Genomic DNA, 15,370 nt, shown 5'->3' with positions numbered 1-15,370 from the left:
TCGTTATGAAACTGAATGTCCTGATTTGTTCCGTCATAAGTTTGCTCTTTTTTTCCGGTTGTCAGGAAAAACCGAAGGAAGATACGATAAAGGCAAATTATCCGGATTTTTCAAAACGCGATGATCAGCTGACTGGCGGAATCAAAATGATCCCCATCAAAACGCCAAAAGGCACTTTTAAGGTCTGGACTAAAACAGTAGGTAATAACCCGAAGATAAAAGTCCTGCTCCTTCACGGCGGACCCGGATTGACACATGAGTTATACGAGTGTTTTGACGGCTATTTCCCCAACGAAAGCATAGAATATATTTACTACGACCAGCTGGGCTCCTACTACAGCGACCAACCGCAAGACACGAGCCTGTGGACCAACGAACGCTTTGTAGAGGAAGTCGAGCAAGTGCGCATCGCTTTGGGATTGGACAGTTCCAACTTTTATGTTATGGGACAATCCTGGGGCGGAATCCTTGCGATGGAATACGCCCTGAAGTACCAAAAGAACCTCAAAGGCCTGATCATATCCAATATGATGGCGAGCATTCCCGAGTACAACGCTTACGCGAAAGAAGTCTTGGCGCCACAAATGGACCCCAAAATCCTGAAGCAACTGCAGGACATCGAGAACAACAACGATTTTGACAATCCAAAATACAGCGAACTGCTGTTCAAGTACTACTACACGGAACACATTTTGAGAATGCCGCTGGACCAATGGCCTGAATCCATCAACAGATGTTTCAAGCACATCAATCCCGACGTGTACGTTTTTATGCAGGGACACTCCGAATTTGGCATCACCGGAAACGCTTCGCTAAAAAACTGGGACGTCAAAGACCGACTCAAAACCCTCACCGTCCCTACCCTATCGATAGGTTCTAAATACGACACCATGGATCCCGATCACATGAAATGGATCGCCAACGAAGTGCAAAACGGACGTTTCTTGTTTTGCCCTAACGGAAGCCACCTTTCGCAATACGACGATCCCAAAACCTATTTTCCGGGCGTAATCAAGTTCCTGAAAGACGTGGACAGTGGGGAATTTAAGAAGTCTTAAAAACAATACATATATAATTTACAAAAAACCACGAATAGCTCTTCGTGGTTTTTTGTTTTAAAACTCTTTCCCGTTCCAATTAAACAATATAAGCAATCCGATTGCTGAGCGAATTGCATTTAGGTCTTACAATTGCGTGAGGGATGGAAGCGGCATCCTTTTGGAGCCCTGGCGGAATAAAAGATATAGCGGACAGCCCGACCTGCAGTTTCACGGAAGGTTACGCCAAAAAAACGGCATCATAGTCGTTTACATCAGCGATTGTCTATTATTCAACTGTTATTTAACACTTTAAATCTTACTTTGTTATTTTTTTAATACCTTTATTGAGATTAACCAATAAAATCAAAAAATCATGAAGATGAAAAATTTTTTAGTTTCAGGTATTGCGGGCGGTCTAGTAGACTTTCTTTTGGGCTGGCTTCTGTACGGCGTCCTTTTTAAAGACCTATATCCGCAGGGCGAAAACATGAACCTTGTCCTCATATTTTTGGGATGCATGACTTTTGGCTTGTTTGTGTCTTATATCTTTACACGCTGGGCGGGAATCACAAACCTGACCAAAGGATTGACCACCGGTGGAATAATAGGATTGTTCACCAGTCTGTCGATGAACTTTTTTATGTATGCAACCATGACTTTGAACATTGAAAACATGGCGATTGATGTCGTTCTTTCGACAATATTGGCCGCCTGCGTAGGAACCACCGTTGCCTTTGTCAATGGCAAGATGAAATAAACAATAATGCCAATTTATAGCAAAAGCTCCTCGGTTTATGAGGAGTTTTTTTGTATCCCCAAATTTTTAACAAAAAAATAATTTAATTTTATTATGCATGCATAGTATTTTTTATTATATTTGAAATCGATTGCGAAAAATATGAAAGATAAAACTATTGATTACATCCTGAGAGCAACCTGGCAAGCGGTTGCAAGAATGTACAACGAAGAAGCTTCAAAATACGATGCCAGCATGGCTACGGGTTTTGCTTTACTGAGCATTGACAAGGAGGGAGGAACTCCATCAACGGCTTTGGGCCCAAAGATGGGTATGGAAGCCACCAGCTTGACCAGAACCTTGAAATCCATGGAAGACAAGGGATTGATCGTCAGGAAGAAAAACCCAGAGGATGGCCGCGGTGTTTTGATTTACCTGACCGAGTTTGGCAAAGAAAAAAGGGAGCTGTCCAAGACCACCGTTTTAAAGTTCAACGAAACCGTGAAACAACATGTTTCCGATGAAAAACTCCAACATTTCATTGAGGTGGCGGAAACGATCAACGAATTGATTCAAGAGAAAAACATATTTACTCAAACCGAAAAGTCAGAAAACGATAACGCCATCAGTCTGTAAAGTTAAGAATGTCATAACCTCCCGATAACTATTGGGATCTAATAAAAAATAAATAAAAACTACGTATGAAACGCACAATTAAAAAAGTTGCAGTGATAGGATCCGGAATTATGGGTTCGGGAATTGCTTGCCATTTTGCCAACATTGGAGTTGAAGTTTTACTTTTGGACATTGTCCCAAGAGAACTTACTGATGCCGAAGCTAAAAAAGGTCTGACTCTAGAAAGTAAAATTGTTAGAAACCGATTGGTAAACGAGCATTTGGCGAACTCCTTGAAATCGAAGCCCTCCCCTATTTACAGTCAGAAATTTGCCAATCGAATCACCACCGGAAACACAACTGATGACATGGCGAAAATTGCCAATGTGGACTGGATTATCGAGGTGGTCGTGGAGCGTCTGGACATCAAAAAATTGGTTTTCGAACAAATCGAAAAATTCAGAAAACCGGGCACTTTGGTTACTTCAAACACATCGGGGATTCCAATTCACTTTATGAGTGAAGGAAGAAGCGACGATTTCCAGAAACACTTCTGTGGAACCCACTTTTTTAACCCTGCACGTTACTTAAAATTATTTGAAATTATTCCTGGACCACAAACTTCAACAGAAGTTTTGGACTTCCTCACTATATACGGAGAGAAATTCTTAGGTAAAACTTCGGTTGTTGCCAAGGACACTCCAGCATTCATCGGAAACCGCGTTGGTATTTACGGAATCCAGAGCTTGTTCCATTTGGTAAAAGAAATGGGCTTGACTATCGAAGAAGTGGATAAATTGACCGGACCCGTAATTGGTAGACCCAAGTCGGCCACATTCAGAACGGTTGACGTTGTCGGATTAGATACTTTGGTGCACGTTGCCAACGGAATCTACGAAAACTGTCCTAACGACGAGCAACACGAATTGTTCAAACTGCCGGATTTCGTCAATAAAATGGTCGAAAACAAATGGTTTGGTAGTAAAACTGGACAGGGTTTCTATAAAAAAGAAGGAAAAGAGATTCTTACTTTGGATCTGGACACTTTGGAATACAGAGCCGCTAAAAGAGCTTCTTTTGCGACTTTAGAATTGACAAAAACTATAGACAAACCAATTGACCGTTTTAAAGTCCTTGTAAAAGGAAAAGACAAGGCAGGTGAATTTTACCGCAAAAGCTTTGCTGGTATGTTTGCTTACGTTTCAAACAGAATTCCTGAAATCTCGGATGAACTATACAAAATAGATGATGCCATGAAAGCAGGTTTCGGTTGGGAAAATGGTCCATTCGAAATTTGGGACGCTATAGGTGCCGAAAAAGGAATTGAAATCATGAAAGCCGAAGGACTTGCTCCCGCTGCTTGGGTAAACGATATGCTAGCTGCCGGAAGCAAAAGTTTCTATTCCGTAAAGGAAGGCGCTACCTATTTCTACAATATCCCTACAAAATTACAAACTAAGGTTCCTGGTCAAGATTCGTTTATCATCTTGAACAACATTCGCGAAAGCAAAAAAGTATGGAGCAATAGCGGTGCTATAATAGAAGACTTAGGAGACGGAATCTTGAATTTAGAATTCCAATCTAAAATGAATACCATTGGTGGCGATGTTTTACAAGCTATCAATAAAGGAATCGACTTGGCTGAAAATGAATATCAAGGTCTGGTTATCGGAAATCAAGCAGCGAATTTCTCTGTTGGTGCCAATATCGGAATGATCTTCATGATGGCTGTTGAGCAGGAATACGATGAGCTGAACATGGCTATCAAAACTTTCCAAGATACTATGATGCGCGTGCGTTACTCAGGAATTCCTGTAGTGGTTGCGCCTCACGGAATGACTTTTGGTGGTGGTTGCGAGATGAGCTTGCATGCCGATAAAGTAGTCGCTGCAGCTGAAACCTACATGGGATTGGTTGAATTTGGAGTTGGAGTAATTCCAGGTGGTGGTGGATCTAAAGAAATGGCATTGCGCGCTTCGGATTTATTCCACAAAAATGATGTGGAGCTGAATGTGCTGCAAGAATATTTCTTGACTATCGCTATGGCCAAAGTGTCCACTTCAGGATACGAAGCTTTTGATACCGGACTTTTGCAAAAGGGAAAAGACATTATCGTGGTGAACAAAGACCGTCAGATTGCGGAAGCAAAAAAACATGCGTTGATTATGGCAGAAGCGGGTTACACGCAACCTATTCACAGAACGGATGTTAAGGTATTAGGAAAACAAGCATTGGGAATGTTCCTTGTGGGAACTGACCAAATGGAAGCCGGAAAATACATATCGGAACACGACAAGAAAATCGCAAACAAACTGGCTTACGTAATGGCCGGTGGTGATTTGTCTGAACCGACATTGGTAAGCGAACAATATCTATTGGATCTGGAACGTGAGGCTTTCTTATCACTTTGTACGGAAAGAAAAACATTGGAAAGAATCCAGTTTATGTTAACCAAAGGGAAACCTTTACGTAATTAATTATTTTAAATTATAAATGTTGAATTTTAAATGTCTCGAAATATTTATGTCAACCAATAATTTAAAATTTATAATTCAAAATTCAAAATAACATTATGAAAACAGCCTATATAGTAAAAGCATACAGAACAGCCGTTGGGAAAGCCCCAAAAGGAGTGTTCAGATTTAAAAGACCTGATGAATTGGCAGCAGAAACCATCGAATTTATGATGAATGAGTTGCCTGATTTTGACAAGACTCGTATCGACGACGTTATGGTAGGAAATGCCATGCCGGAAGCGGAACAAGGATTGAACATAGGACGTTTGATTTCCCTAATGGGATTGAAAATAGAAGACGTTCCTGGTGTAACAGTAAATCGTTACTGTGCTTCTGGATTGGAAACAATTGGGATGGCCACAGCCAAAATCCAGTCAGGAATGGCGCATTGTATCATCGCCGGTGGTGCTGAAAGCATGAGTTTCATCCCGATGGGAGGTTACAAACCAACTCCGGATTATGCTGTTGCAAAAGCTGGAAACGAAGACTACTACTGGGGAATGGGTTTAACAGCCGAAGCAGTAGCACAGCAATTTAAAGTATCTAGAGAAGATCAAGATGAGTTTGCTTACAACTCTCATATGAAAGCCTTGAAAGCGCAAGCGGAAGGTAAATTTGACAAACAGATTGTTCCAATAACTATTGAGCAAACGTTTATCAACGAAAACGGTAAAAAAGAAACCAAGTCTTATGTAGTAAACAAAGACGAAGGACCAAGAGCTGGAACTTCCAAAGAGGCTTTGGCAGGTTTAAGACCCGTTTTTGAGGCTGGTGGAAGCGTAACAGCAGGTAACTCCTCACAAATGAGTGATGGCGCTGCTTTTGTACTTGTAATGAGCGAAGAAATGGTGAAAGAACTGAACCTTGAACCTATCGCCAGATTGGTAAACTTCGCCTCTGCAGGTGTTGAACCTAGAATCATGGGAATTGGACCGGTAAAAGCAATTCCAAAAGCATTGAAACAAGCCGGATTAACGTTGAATGATATTGATTTAATTGAATTAAACGAAGCTTTTGCCTCACAAGCATTAGCAGTTACGCGCGAGTTAAACCTAAATCCTGAAATCATCAATGTCAATGGTGGGGCGATTGCTTTAGGCCACCCATTGGGATGTACAGGAGCTAAATTGTCTGTTCAACTATTCGACGAGATGAAACGCAGGGGAAGCAAATACGGAATTGTAAGTATGTGTGTGGGAACAGGTCAAGGTTCAGCAGGTATTTACGAACTTTTATAGTATAAATTTTCCAGCCTCATATGAGGATTTAGGATATTAATAACAACATCAAAAAATAAAAAAATGGCAGATATAATTGAAAAAAAAGTAACCCGTGGCGGTCAGTTTCTAGTAAAAGAAACCAAGTGCGAAGATATCTTTACACCAGAAGATTTCAATGAAGAACAATTAATGATGCGTGACTCCGTAAAGGAGTTTGTAGACAAAGAATTATGGCCTAACAAAGACCGTTTTGAAAAGAAAGATTACGCCCTGACCGAAGAAACGATGCGTAAAGCGGGAGACTTGGGTTTCCTAAGCGTTGCAGTTCCTGAAGCTTACGGCGGAATGGGGATGGGATTCGTAAATACCGTTTTGGTTTGTGATTATATTTCGGGAGCTACGGGGTCATTCTCGACTGCTTTTGGAGCACATACCGGAATTGGAACAATGCCGATCACCTTATACGGTACCGAGGAACAAAAACAAAAATACGTACCTAAATTAGCTTCCGGAGAATGGTTTGGCGCATACTGCCTTACTGAACCAGGCGCTGGATCAGATGCGAATTCAGGAAAAACAAAAGCCGTTTTGTCTGAAGACGGAAAAACATATTCTATCACAGGTCAAAAAATGTGGATTTCGAATGCAGGATTCTGCAGCGTATTCATCGTTTTCGCACGTATCGGGGATGATAAAAACATCACTGGTTTTATCGTTGAAAACACCAAAGACAATGGGATTTCAATGGGAGAAGAAGAACACAAATTAGGAATTCGTGCTTCTTCCACCCGTCAGGTTTTCTTTAACGAAACTAAGGTTCCTGTTGAGAACATGCTTTCTGAAAGAGGGAATGGTTTCAAAATCGCGATGAATGCCTTGAATGTTGGTCGTATCAAATTGGCTGCAGCCTGTCTTGACGCACAACGCCGGGTGATTACTAATGCGGTTGTATATGCGAACGAAAGGATCCAGTTTAATACTGCAATTTCACAATTTGGAGCGATTCGTTCAAAATTAGCCGAAATGGCAACTTCTTGTTATGCTGGTGAAAGTGCTACATATAGAGCAGCAAAAAACATTGAAGATAGAATTTCTGCACGTGAAGCGGAAGGTGCTACACATCAAGACGCCGAATTGAAAGGTGTTGAAGAGTATGCTATCGAGTGTTCTGTCCTAAAAGTGGCTGTATCTGAAGACGTCCAAAATTGTGCCGATGAAGGAATTCAAATCTTTGGTGGAATGGGATTCTCTGAAGACACACCTATGGAAAGCGCTTGGAGAGATGCCCGTATCGCTCGTATCTACGAAGGTACTAACGAAATCAACAGAATGCTTTCAGTAGGAATGTTGATCAAAAAAGCAATGAAAGGTCATGTTGATTTACTGGGACCTGCTTCAAAAGTGCAAGAAGAGTTAATGGGAATACCATCTTTTGACGCTCCTGACTATTCTGAATTATTTGCAGAGGAAAAGGAAATGATCTCCAAGTTGAAAAAAGCATTCCTAATGGTTGCCGGTGGTGCCGTTCAAAAATACGGACCGGACTTAGATGCACACCAACAGTTATTAATGGCGGCTTCTGATATTCTGATCGAAATCTACATGGCAGAAAGTACTATTCTTAGAACTGAAAAAATGGCCAAAAAAGACGGCGAAGACAAAATACAGGAACAAATCGCGATGGCAAAATTATACTTGTACCAAGCGGTTGATGTCGTGACCCAAAAAGGAAAAGAAAGTATTATCTCTTTTGCCCAAGGTGACGAACAACGAATGATGCTGATGGGATTGAGACGTTTCACTAAATATACCAACATGCCAAATGTTGTTGCGTTAAGAGAGACTATCACTTCAAAATTAGTAGCGGAAAACCAATATTGCTTTTAAGCAATGAGAATGATTTTTAGTTGAATTTATTTGTTAAGAAGCCGTAATTGTTGCAAAACATTGCGGTTTTTTGATTCTAGGTTATAAATATTTAGGTAACTTTATCAAATAAAACTAAACTTTACAATCATGAAAAAAATAATACTTTCTATCGCAATAATAGTGGCAGCAATTATTGGGTGCAAAACAAGCGGTAGTTCAGGAGATTCCAAAAAATTGAACATCCTTTTTGAACCGAAAAGCGATAGCCATGTTTCCGGTACAGCCACTTTCATTGAAAAAAACGGAAATGTAACTTTTGTGGCCAAATTAGCGGGACTACAACCGGGTGTTCACGCCATTCACATTCATGAGAAATCAGATTGTTCAGCCGCAGACGGAAGTTCGGCTGGTGGGCATTGGAATCCTACTTTCAAAAAGCACGGCAAATGGGGCGTTGGGGAATACCATAAAGGGGATATAGGTAATTTTACCGCTGACGCTAACGGTAATGCAACGATTAGTCTTACAACAGATGAATGGAGCATCGGTTCCGGTGATCCCACAAAAGATATCTTGGGAAAAGGATTGATCGTACATCAAGGTGCCGACGACTTCGTTTCGCAACCTTCCGGTAACGCAGGAGCTCGTGTGGCATGCTCTGCCATTATCAAATAAAACATTTCATAAATAACCATCTTATTAACAAAATGAGATGGTTATTTAATTTTAATTTAATCCCAAAAACCACAAAAAAAATTAGCTTTGTGGTCTTAATACTTTGCAATGATTAACCCTTCGGCATTAGCTTGGATAGACAAGTATTTTCTTAAACAAAAACTAGCGGAACAAACTGTGTACGAGAGTCCCGAATTGTTTTATCAGAGCATCAGAAAAACTGGTTTTATATACGGTCATATTGTTTCATTCGAAACAAAAATCTCCATTGAAACAAAAGGCTTGGTTCAAAATGAGATTCCGAAAGTCGCATTGCTAAATACCCTATATGCCATCTACAGCCTGACAACAGCGGAAACTGATACTGCGGCTTTCATAGCTAAAGCTCTGGGGTTTTATGAGGAAATGAATCCACAAGGATTTAATTTGTTTAAAAAGGTACTCCCTAATGGTTCCCCATCGCTGAATTTGGAAAAAATAATTGATGAAAGGGTTCAAACCAATATCGATATAATCAGCAAAAACTTTTCTCATATTGTAACCAACGCATTACTTTTTATTGACGTTTTGGCATTTCGTCAATATTTGATGCATGGGGCTATCCCCGAAAAATACTTAAAAAAAATCGAGGAAGCCGTCATCAGCATTGTTTCCCTCGCTTTGAAAACCAAAACAAATAAATCCAATTACGATGAGCTTTTGATTAAGCTTTTCGAAGCATCGGTTCGCTACAGCAAATTTTCAAGAATAAACAGCCAGAACTTGGAGGAACTCGATTTGAGCTATTTCACTTCAGAATTGGAAAAGTTTTATTTGATAGACATGGCGGGAATGGCGTTGTGGAGTGATGGAAAAATTGAAAATGAAGAAGTTTATTTTTTGCACAAATTGGCTGAACTAATTTCAGTTCCTGATGATTTCGTATCAAAGAGCATAGAGAGCACGGATGAATTTATAACGAAGCATAAAAAAGAGATACCCTACTTTAATTACTCCAATCCCGTTAAGCATTTCTACGATCAAACAACACAAAGCGTCATCACGCTAATAAGACGCAACAAAAACCGATTGGTTAAGGAAATCATCCAAAGTAAAGAATTGATGATTTTACTGGCCATTTCCACACGCCGCGATTTGGACGCAAGAGAAAAGAAAAAAGTAAAAAAACAGTTGTTGGATATTTGCAAAACCGTTCCCTCATTAACCATATTTTTATTGCCTGGAGGCAGCCTTTTGCTACCGATATTAATCAAATTTATACCCAAACTATTGCCCACTGCCTTTAATGAGAACCTTGATACAGAGTAAAAAAAAATCCGCTTTTCAGCGGATTTTTTATTTTTAAAATTTTAATTGAAATACTTCATCCAAATCTTTATTGGAACTAATATTTACTTTTAAATCAGTGACAAACCCTGAATTCAATCCATAAACCCAGCCGTGAATACTCAAATCTTGGCCGTTTTTCCAAGCTGCTTGCACGATTGATGTTTTTGATAAATCAAAGACCTGCTCTTTAGTGTTGATTTCAACAAAAGTGTTAAAACGCTCGGTTTCATCTTCAATCGAATCCAAATAGACATTATGTAAGCGATAAACATCCTTAATATGACGAATCCAGTTATCAATAATCCCAATAGATTGGTTGCCCATTGCGGCTTTTACACCACCACAACCATAATGACCACATACTATGACATGTTTAACCTTCAGAACATTGACGGCATAATCTAATACGCTTAGCATATTCATATCAGAGTGCACCACCATGTTTGCAATATTTCTATGAACAAAAACTTCTCCTGGCTTAGCGCCAATGATTTCATTTGCAGGAACACGACTATCAGAACATCCTATCCATAATAATGGTGGTGTTTGACCTTTGGCCAAGTCCGCAAAATAATTAGGGTCTTTTGCTAAAGCTCTCTCCACCCAAACCTTGTTATTATCTAATATTTTTTTATAAAAATCGCTCATTTTTCTATTGTTTTAAATATTTAAGTCTGCTTTAAACTTAAAAACATTGTAAAGAAAATGTTTTTTAAGCTTAAAATTACATGACCACTCTTTTTTATTGATCGTTGAAAACTTCTTTTACTACTTCTTTCTTAACCATCATTCTTTTTGCAACATCGTAATAGTGCTCAAAAGAAACATGGTTTGCAATATCGGGACTATTAACAAGATCATAGGCCTTTTTAAACCCTTTGAGTTTTACCTTGATGTTTTCGTCAATCGCCCTTGTTTCTTTAAATTCCCTTATCAAATCTAAAATATCATGAGCTATGTAAACGGTATCATGAGCATTTATGATTACTTTAGAATTCTCAGGAATGTCATTTAAGGTACTTTTAATAGCCGCTTTATTTAAGAAAGAGACTTCTTGGGCTAAATCAATATGAATAATGTCGCCGTCTACATATTCTTCCTTTTTAAAATTATAGGCTCTTTTCAAATTACCTTTTAGGATAAAAATAATACTGATTAAAATACCCAGCATCACTCCTTTTAGCAAATCGGTTGTTACCACGGCTACCAAGGTAGCGACAAAGGGGACAAACTGGTATTTTCCTTTTTCCCAAAAATGTTTAAACGTTGCAGGTTTAGCCAACTTATAACCCACTAAAATCAAAATGGTCGCTAAGGTCGCCAATGGAATTTTGTTTAGAATAACAGGTATTGCAAGCACACTGATTAACAACAGTGAACCATGAATAATAGTGGACATCTTAGATTTTGCTCCTGCATTATTATTTGCGGAAGAACGCACCACTACTGAAGTCATAGGCAATCCTCCGATTAATGCACTAAATATATTTCCGATACCCTGCGCTTTAAGCTCAACATTAGTATCCGTATATCTTTTTTGAACGTCCATCCTATCAGAAGCTTCAATACACAATAAAGTTTCAATGGAAGCGACTATGGCAATCGTTAAACCTACAACCCATACTTTGGGATTTGTAAATCCTGAAAAGTTAGGAGTAACAACGATAGCCTTGAGCTCATCAAAAGAAGTTGGCACCGGTAACGAAACAAGATGCTCGCTTGATATGGCCAGTGAACTTCCCATGCCAATAAAAATCTCATTTAAAATGATTCCCGAAACAACTGCAATCAGCGCGCCTGGAATTAATTTCAATTTCTTTAAGAAAGGCACTTTATCCCATGAAATAAGTATGATTAATGAAATTACAGTTATTACGATGGCGCCTGGTTGAACGTGATTAAACACTTCTAACAAAGAAGAGAAAGAATTGTCTCCATTACTTTGTATAAAAGATTGATCCCCTTCATAATCGGAATCATAACCAAAAGCATGCGGTAATTGTTTTAGAATAATGATAATTCCAATACCGGCAAGCATTCCCTCAATCACATTAGTTGGGAAATAATTTGAAATACTCCCCGCTTTGATAAATCCCAAAGCAAGCTGAATAAACCCCGCAATAAGCACCGCCGTTAAAAAGATATCAAAAGCACCGAAATCAGTGATCGCCGTTAATATAATTGCCGTTAAACCGGCAGCCGGTCCCGAAACACTGAGATGCGATTTACTTAAATAACCCACTACAATTCCGCCAATAATTCCTGAAATAATTCCTGAAAACAGAGGCGCTCCTGAAGCCATAGCGATTCCTAAACACAAAGGTAGCGCCACCAAAAAAACCACTAAACCGGAAGCAAAATCTGATTTAAGGTTAGCAAAAAGATTAATTTTCTTTGTCATAATACAATAATAATTTTATACGTGAAGCCTTTCTGCATTAACGAAATGCAGACAGTTGTTTAATTCTAAAAAATAAAAAGATGTATTATGCCAAGTCTGGCGGAGGGGAAAATATGGAAGCTGTAATCCTGTCGTGTTTAGACAAGTTTTCTGAAAGTATAAGACTTGATCTATTGTATTTACCAAATAGGAATCCTACTTGAATTTGGTCATGGTAAGTAAAAACTTTGATTTCCTTTTGCACGTGCTCTTCTTCAGATAAACTAAAAAACATCGAGATATTGCATGACTTCTTGACCATTGTCACAACAGCTGGCGTAGCTAGAAAAGCTATAAATAAGAATAAAAATATGCGAGCTATTAATTTCATTGTGGCAAAAGTATGATTTAACTTTGCTAATTGAAAAGTATGCTTAAAAATTTTATAAAATTTTAACATTCATAAAAAATACCAAAATAGCGGTCTAGGAGTATTTTTGTTTTCATGTATGTATCCTGATTCCCCTTGAATTATTCTTCAAGCGATGCTGCTAAACCTAAAATGTTTGTTTTCATGTTTTGTGTTTTTAACAAAATCACCCAATAAAACGGGAAATTACACTATAAACTAAATTGATTGTTTTTATATTTGCATCATAAAATACTATACATGACAATCACTCAATTAAAATACGTCCTGGCGGTTGCAGAACATAAAAACTTCACTTTGGCGGCCGAAAAATGTTTCGTCACTCAACCTACGTTGAGCATGCAGATACAGAAAATAGAAGAGGAATTAAGCATCTTGATATTTGACCGATCCAAAAAACCAATCCAACTGACCGATATTGGACAAAAAATAGTCAATCAGGCGAAGAACATCGTCAATGAAGCGGACAGGATGCAAGATATCGTGGAGCAACAAAAAGGCTTCATTGGAGGGGAATTCAGATTAGGGATCATACCTACGATTATGCCTACTTTGCTTCCGATGTTTTTAAATAATTTCATCAAAAAATATCCTAAGGTAAAACTCATCATCGAGGAGCTTAATACCGAGGAAATAATCACGAGACTGAACAATGGTCATCTCGATGCGGCGATAGCGGCAACCCCGTTGATGGAAGAAAAAATCAAAGAAATTGTTTTATATTTTGAACCCTTTGTCGCTTATATCCCCGAAAGTCACAGGGATTTTCAAAAAGAAGAAATTGAAGTTTCCGATTTAAATTTGGACGAAATCCTATTGCTGCAGGACGGACATTGTTTTCGAGACGGAATATTGAATTTGTGTAAAAACAACCCGAAAAATGAATTCAATCATTTCCAAATAGAAAGCGGGAGCTTCGAAACTTTGATTAAACTGGCCGACGAAGGATTAGGCACAACTCTTCTGCCTTACTTGCACACATTGGATTTGAAAGAACCAGACAAAAGAAAATTACGTCATTTTAAGGAACCTAAACCTGCCCGAGAGGTGAGTTTAATATTTCCTAAGAGTGAATTGAAAATCCAGATAATCGACGCACTTAGAAGTACGATAGCAGGAGTTATAAAAGGGGCAATCGTTTTTCAAAATGTACAAATAGTAAGCCCAATTCAAAAGAAATAGACACAACTACCCAGTAGCTGTTTAGTCACAGACTACCGAAACGCATTTCTTTAATTCGGGCTTGTTGTCAGTATAAAACTTCAGCCAGTTTTTTAGATGCTCCATTTCATAAGGCAATAAGTTTCTTATTGCTTTATTTAGTTCTTTACTGAATAAGTCAGGATTAAAGCTGACTCTCTCAAGAGAATCCTTTGTATAGAAATAAATCAATCTGGACATAACAATTATTTTTAATAGTTATGGGCCTAATTATCGTTGAACATAACAAGCCCTCTATTCCCTCTGTTGCAAAAGCTGGGCCAAAGTGTTATAAGTATCGTAGTCTTATCACCGACCCTATTACTTAATTCATTTGTTTTGTGAAGCTTTTTATCGCTTCATACAAAAAAATAAAAAAGGAACCCGTAAAGGATTCCTTTTTTTATTCATTGATGACAAACAAACATTTTTTCAATTCCGGTTTTTCATCGGTATAATACAAAAGCCATTTTCTCAAATGCTCAATTTCATACGGCAATAAAGTTTTAATTGCCTTTTTTAGTTCCTTAATAAAAAGCTTTGGGTCAAAACTTACCCTTTCGAGTACCTCCTTGGTGTAATCATAAATCATTCTGGACATAGCAATACGGTTTAAAAAGTTATCTTAATAAAACACAGTATAAATATAAAGATTTATGCTCTTGTTTCCACCAAAATATCCGACTAAATGCGTAAAACGACGTCAATGCGCTTGTTTTTCAGTTTATCTTATTAAAAATCTTACAAGTCATTTGAAAGGAAATCAGCAGTTGACGAAATCAAAAAACATGGGGAGTAGAAATAAAAAAGGAACCTTTTTAGGGGTTCCTTTTTCTATTTACGGGTTTACGATCAGTAAACATTGTTTTAGTTCCGGTTTTTCAATTATAAAATTAAATAACCATTCTCGCAGCTGTTCCATTTCATAAGGCAGTAATGATTTGATGGCTTTTTCTAACTCCTTACAAAAAAGTATCGGATCGAAACTTACTCTTTCCAGTATTGATTTTGTGTAATCAAACATGATTTTCGACATAATAAATTATGGTTTTAAGGTTAAATTATTATTCTAACTTTCAGTAAAAATACATTTATTATAGTTACCATCTATTAATTTAACGTATAATATTTATTATTATTTCATCTCCCACAATTATTTTTTGTCAAAATTTTAACTGCAAAATAAACATTTATTGGGATTTTCTCGCACGAAACATTTCTCTTTTTCCTGGAGGGCCTTCCAATTTCTCTACGGTAAATCCAACTTCAATCATGCTCCTTTTTACTACGCCACGAGCGGCATAGGTAACCAATACCCCATTGTTTTTAAGGGCGTCATACATTTTTTTAAAAATGGCTG

General features: G+C 38.2%; 15 protein-coding genes. 9 read left to right on the top strand and 6 right to left on the bottom strand.

All coding sequences use genetic code 11. The features are described 5' to 3' along the window. The first annotated feature begins 5 nt into the window (after nt 1–5). From VIH09_RS08075 to VIH09_RS08040, 8 genes are all read left to right on the top strand, one after another. Entirely contained in the window at nt 6–1,058 is a 1,053-nt protein-coding gene (locus VIH09_RS08075; protein WP_331579712.1) for a proline iminopeptidase-family hydrolase, read from the top strand. Nucleotides 1,059–1,419: 361 nt separating this feature from the next. Continuing rightward, on the top strand, nt 1,420–1,797 hold the full coding sequence (locus tag VIH09_RS08070) for a hypothetical protein (protein ID WP_331579710.1): 378 nt from the start codon (nt 1,420–1,422) through the stop codon (nt 1,795–1,797). Between the two features lie 141 nt (nt 1,798–1,938). Next, on the top strand, nt 1,939–2,412 hold the full coding sequence (locus tag VIH09_RS08065; RefSeq protein WP_331579708.1) for a MarR family winged helix-turn-helix transcriptional regulator: 474 nt from the start codon (nt 1,939–1,941) through the stop codon (nt 2,410–2,412). Between the two features lie 65 nt (nt 2,413–2,477). Further along, nucleotides 2,478–4,868: a 3-hydroxyacyl-CoA dehydrogenase/enoyl-CoA hydratase family protein gene (locus tag VIH09_RS08060; RefSeq protein ID WP_331579706.1), complete on the top strand. Its 2,391-nt coding sequence runs from the start codon at nt 2,478–2,480 to the stop codon at nt 4,866–4,868. A 95-nt stretch (nt 4,869–4,963) separates the two neighbouring features. Next, entirely contained in the window at nt 4,964–6,145 is a 1,182-nt protein-coding gene (locus tag VIH09_RS08055) for an acetyl-CoA C-acyltransferase (RefSeq protein WP_331579703.1), read from the top strand. A gap of 63 nt (nt 6,146–6,208) precedes the next feature. Further along, on the top strand, nt 6,209–8,014 hold the full coding sequence (locus tag VIH09_RS08050; protein ID WP_331579701.1) for an acyl-CoA dehydrogenase family protein: 1,806 nt from the start codon (nt 6,209–6,211) through the stop codon (nt 8,012–8,014). Nucleotides 8,015–8,143: 129 nt separating this feature from the next. After that, entirely contained in the window at nt 8,144–8,671 is a 528-nt protein-coding gene (locus tag VIH09_RS08045) for a superoxide dismutase family protein (RefSeq protein WP_331579699.1), read from the top strand. 108 nt (nt 8,672–8,779) lie between these two features. Continuing rightward, nucleotides 8,780–9,979 carry an LETM1-related biofilm-associated protein gene (locus tag VIH09_RS08040; protein ID WP_331579697.1) on the top strand — a complete coding sequence of 400 codons (1,200 nt, stop codon included), beginning with the start codon at nt 8,780–8,782 and terminating at the stop codon, nt 9,977–9,979. A gap of 33 nt (nt 9,980–10,012) precedes the next feature. Here the strand turns inward: VIH09_RS08040 and can are convergent, their stop codons facing one another. After that, nucleotides 10,013–10,648 (bottom strand): carbonate dehydratase, encoded by a 636-nt coding sequence (can, locus tag VIH09_RS08035; protein WP_331579695.1) that lies wholly within the window; start codon nt 10,646–10,648, stop codon nt 10,013–10,015. A 94-nt stretch (nt 10,649–10,742) separates the two neighbouring features. Continuing rightward, on the bottom strand, nt 10,743–12,401 hold the full coding sequence (locus VIH09_RS08030) for a SulP family inorganic anion transporter (RefSeq protein WP_331579693.1): 1,659 nt from the start codon (nt 12,399–12,401) through the stop codon (nt 10,743–10,745). A 649-nt stretch (nt 12,402–13,050) separates the two neighbouring features. On the opposite strand from VIH09_RS08030, the gene VIH09_RS08025 reads away from it, so the two are divergent. Then, the gene (locus VIH09_RS08025; protein WP_331579691.1) at nt 13,051–13,992 is read left to right on the top strand and encodes a LysR substrate-binding domain-containing protein; all 942 of its coding nucleotides are present in this window, start codon (nt 13,051–13,053) and stop codon (nt 13,990–13,992) included. A gap of 21 nt (nt 13,993–14,013) precedes the next feature. Here VIH09_RS08025 and VIH09_RS08020 read toward each other — a convergent pair whose 3' ends face one another. The 4 genes from VIH09_RS08020 to VIH09_RS08005 form a co-directional block, all read right to left on the bottom strand. Next, nucleotides 14,014–14,211, bottom strand: a complete 198-nt coding sequence (locus tag VIH09_RS08020) for a hypothetical protein (protein ID WP_331579689.1) — start codon at nt 14,209–14,211, stop codon at nt 14,014–14,016. A gap of 202 nt (nt 14,212–14,413) precedes the next feature. Further along, nucleotides 14,414–14,611: a hypothetical protein gene (locus tag VIH09_RS08015; protein ID WP_331579687.1), complete on the bottom strand. Its 198-nt coding sequence runs from the start codon at nt 14,609–14,611 to the stop codon at nt 14,414–14,416. Between the two features lie 237 nt (nt 14,612–14,848). Then, entirely contained in the window at nt 14,849–15,046 is a 198-nt protein-coding gene (locus tag VIH09_RS08010; RefSeq protein ID WP_331579685.1) for a hypothetical protein, read from the bottom strand. A 154-nt stretch (nt 15,047–15,200) separates the two neighbouring features. Beyond that, nucleotides 15,201–15,370 (bottom strand): MnmC family methyltransferase (locus VIH09_RS08005; protein ID WP_331579743.1); only part of this gene is annotated, 170 nt, incomplete at its 5' end.

The sequence above is a fragment of the Flavobacterium sp. genome (assembly GCF_036515215.1).
Taxonomy (GTDB): domain Bacteria; phylum Bacteroidota; class Bacteroidia; order Flavobacteriales; family Flavobacteriaceae; genus Flavobacterium.
Note: the sequence above shows the minus strand (reverse complement) of the source record. Positions and strands in the feature narration are given on the sequence as shown.

Bases quoted from the DNA above. Each gene is read 5' to 3' on its own strand.
- VIH09_RS08055 (WP_331579703.1), top strand. From the start codon at position 4,964: ATGAAAACAGCCTATATAGTAAAAGCATACAGAACAGCCGTTGGGAAA.
- VIH09_RS08050 (WP_331579701.1), top strand. From the start codon at position 6,209: ATGGCAGATATAATTGAAAAAAAAGTAACCCGTGGCGGTCAGTTTCTA.
- VIH09_RS08075 (WP_331579712.1), top strand. From the start codon at position 6: ATGAAACTGAATGTCCTGATTTGTTCCGTCATAAGTTTGCTCTTTTTT.
- VIH09_RS08065 (WP_331579708.1), top strand. From the start codon at position 1,939: ATGAAAGATAAAACTATTGATTACATCCTGAGAGCAACCTGGCAAGCG.
- VIH09_RS08030 (WP_331579693.1), bottom strand. From the start codon at position 12,401: ATGACAAAGAAAATTAATCTTTTTGCTAACCTTAAATCAGATTTTGCT.
- VIH09_RS08070 (WP_331579710.1), top strand. From the start codon at position 1,420: ATGAAAAATTTTTTAGTTTCAGGTATTGCGGGCGGTCTAGTAGACTTT.
- VIH09_RS08060 (WP_331579706.1), top strand. From the start codon at position 2,478: ATGAAACGCACAATTAAAAAAGTTGCAGTGATAGGATCCGGAATTATG.
- VIH09_RS08045 (WP_331579699.1), top strand. From the start codon at position 8,144: ATGAAAAAAATAATACTTTCTATCGCAATAATAGTGGCAGCAATTATT.
- VIH09_RS08020 (WP_331579689.1), bottom strand. From the start codon at position 14,211: ATGTCCAGATTGATTTATTTCTATACAAAGGATTCTCTTGAGAGAGTC.
- VIH09_RS08025 (WP_331579691.1), top strand. From the start codon at position 13,051: ATGACAATCACTCAATTAAAATACGTCCTGGCGGTTGCAGAACATAAA.
- VIH09_RS08040 (WP_331579697.1), top strand. From the start codon at position 8,780: ATGATTAACCCTTCGGCATTAGCTTGGATAGACAAGTATTTTCTTAAA.
- VIH09_RS08015 (WP_331579687.1), bottom strand. From the start codon at position 14,611: ATGTCCAGAATGATTTATGATTACACCAAGGAGGTACTCGAAAGGGTA.
- VIH09_RS08010 (WP_331579685.1), bottom strand. From the start codon at position 15,046: ATGTCGAAAATCATGTTTGATTACACAAAATCAATACTGGAAAGAGTA.
- can (WP_331579695.1), bottom strand. From the start codon at position 10,648: ATGAGCGATTTTTATAAAAAAATATTAGATAATAACAAGGTTTGGGTG.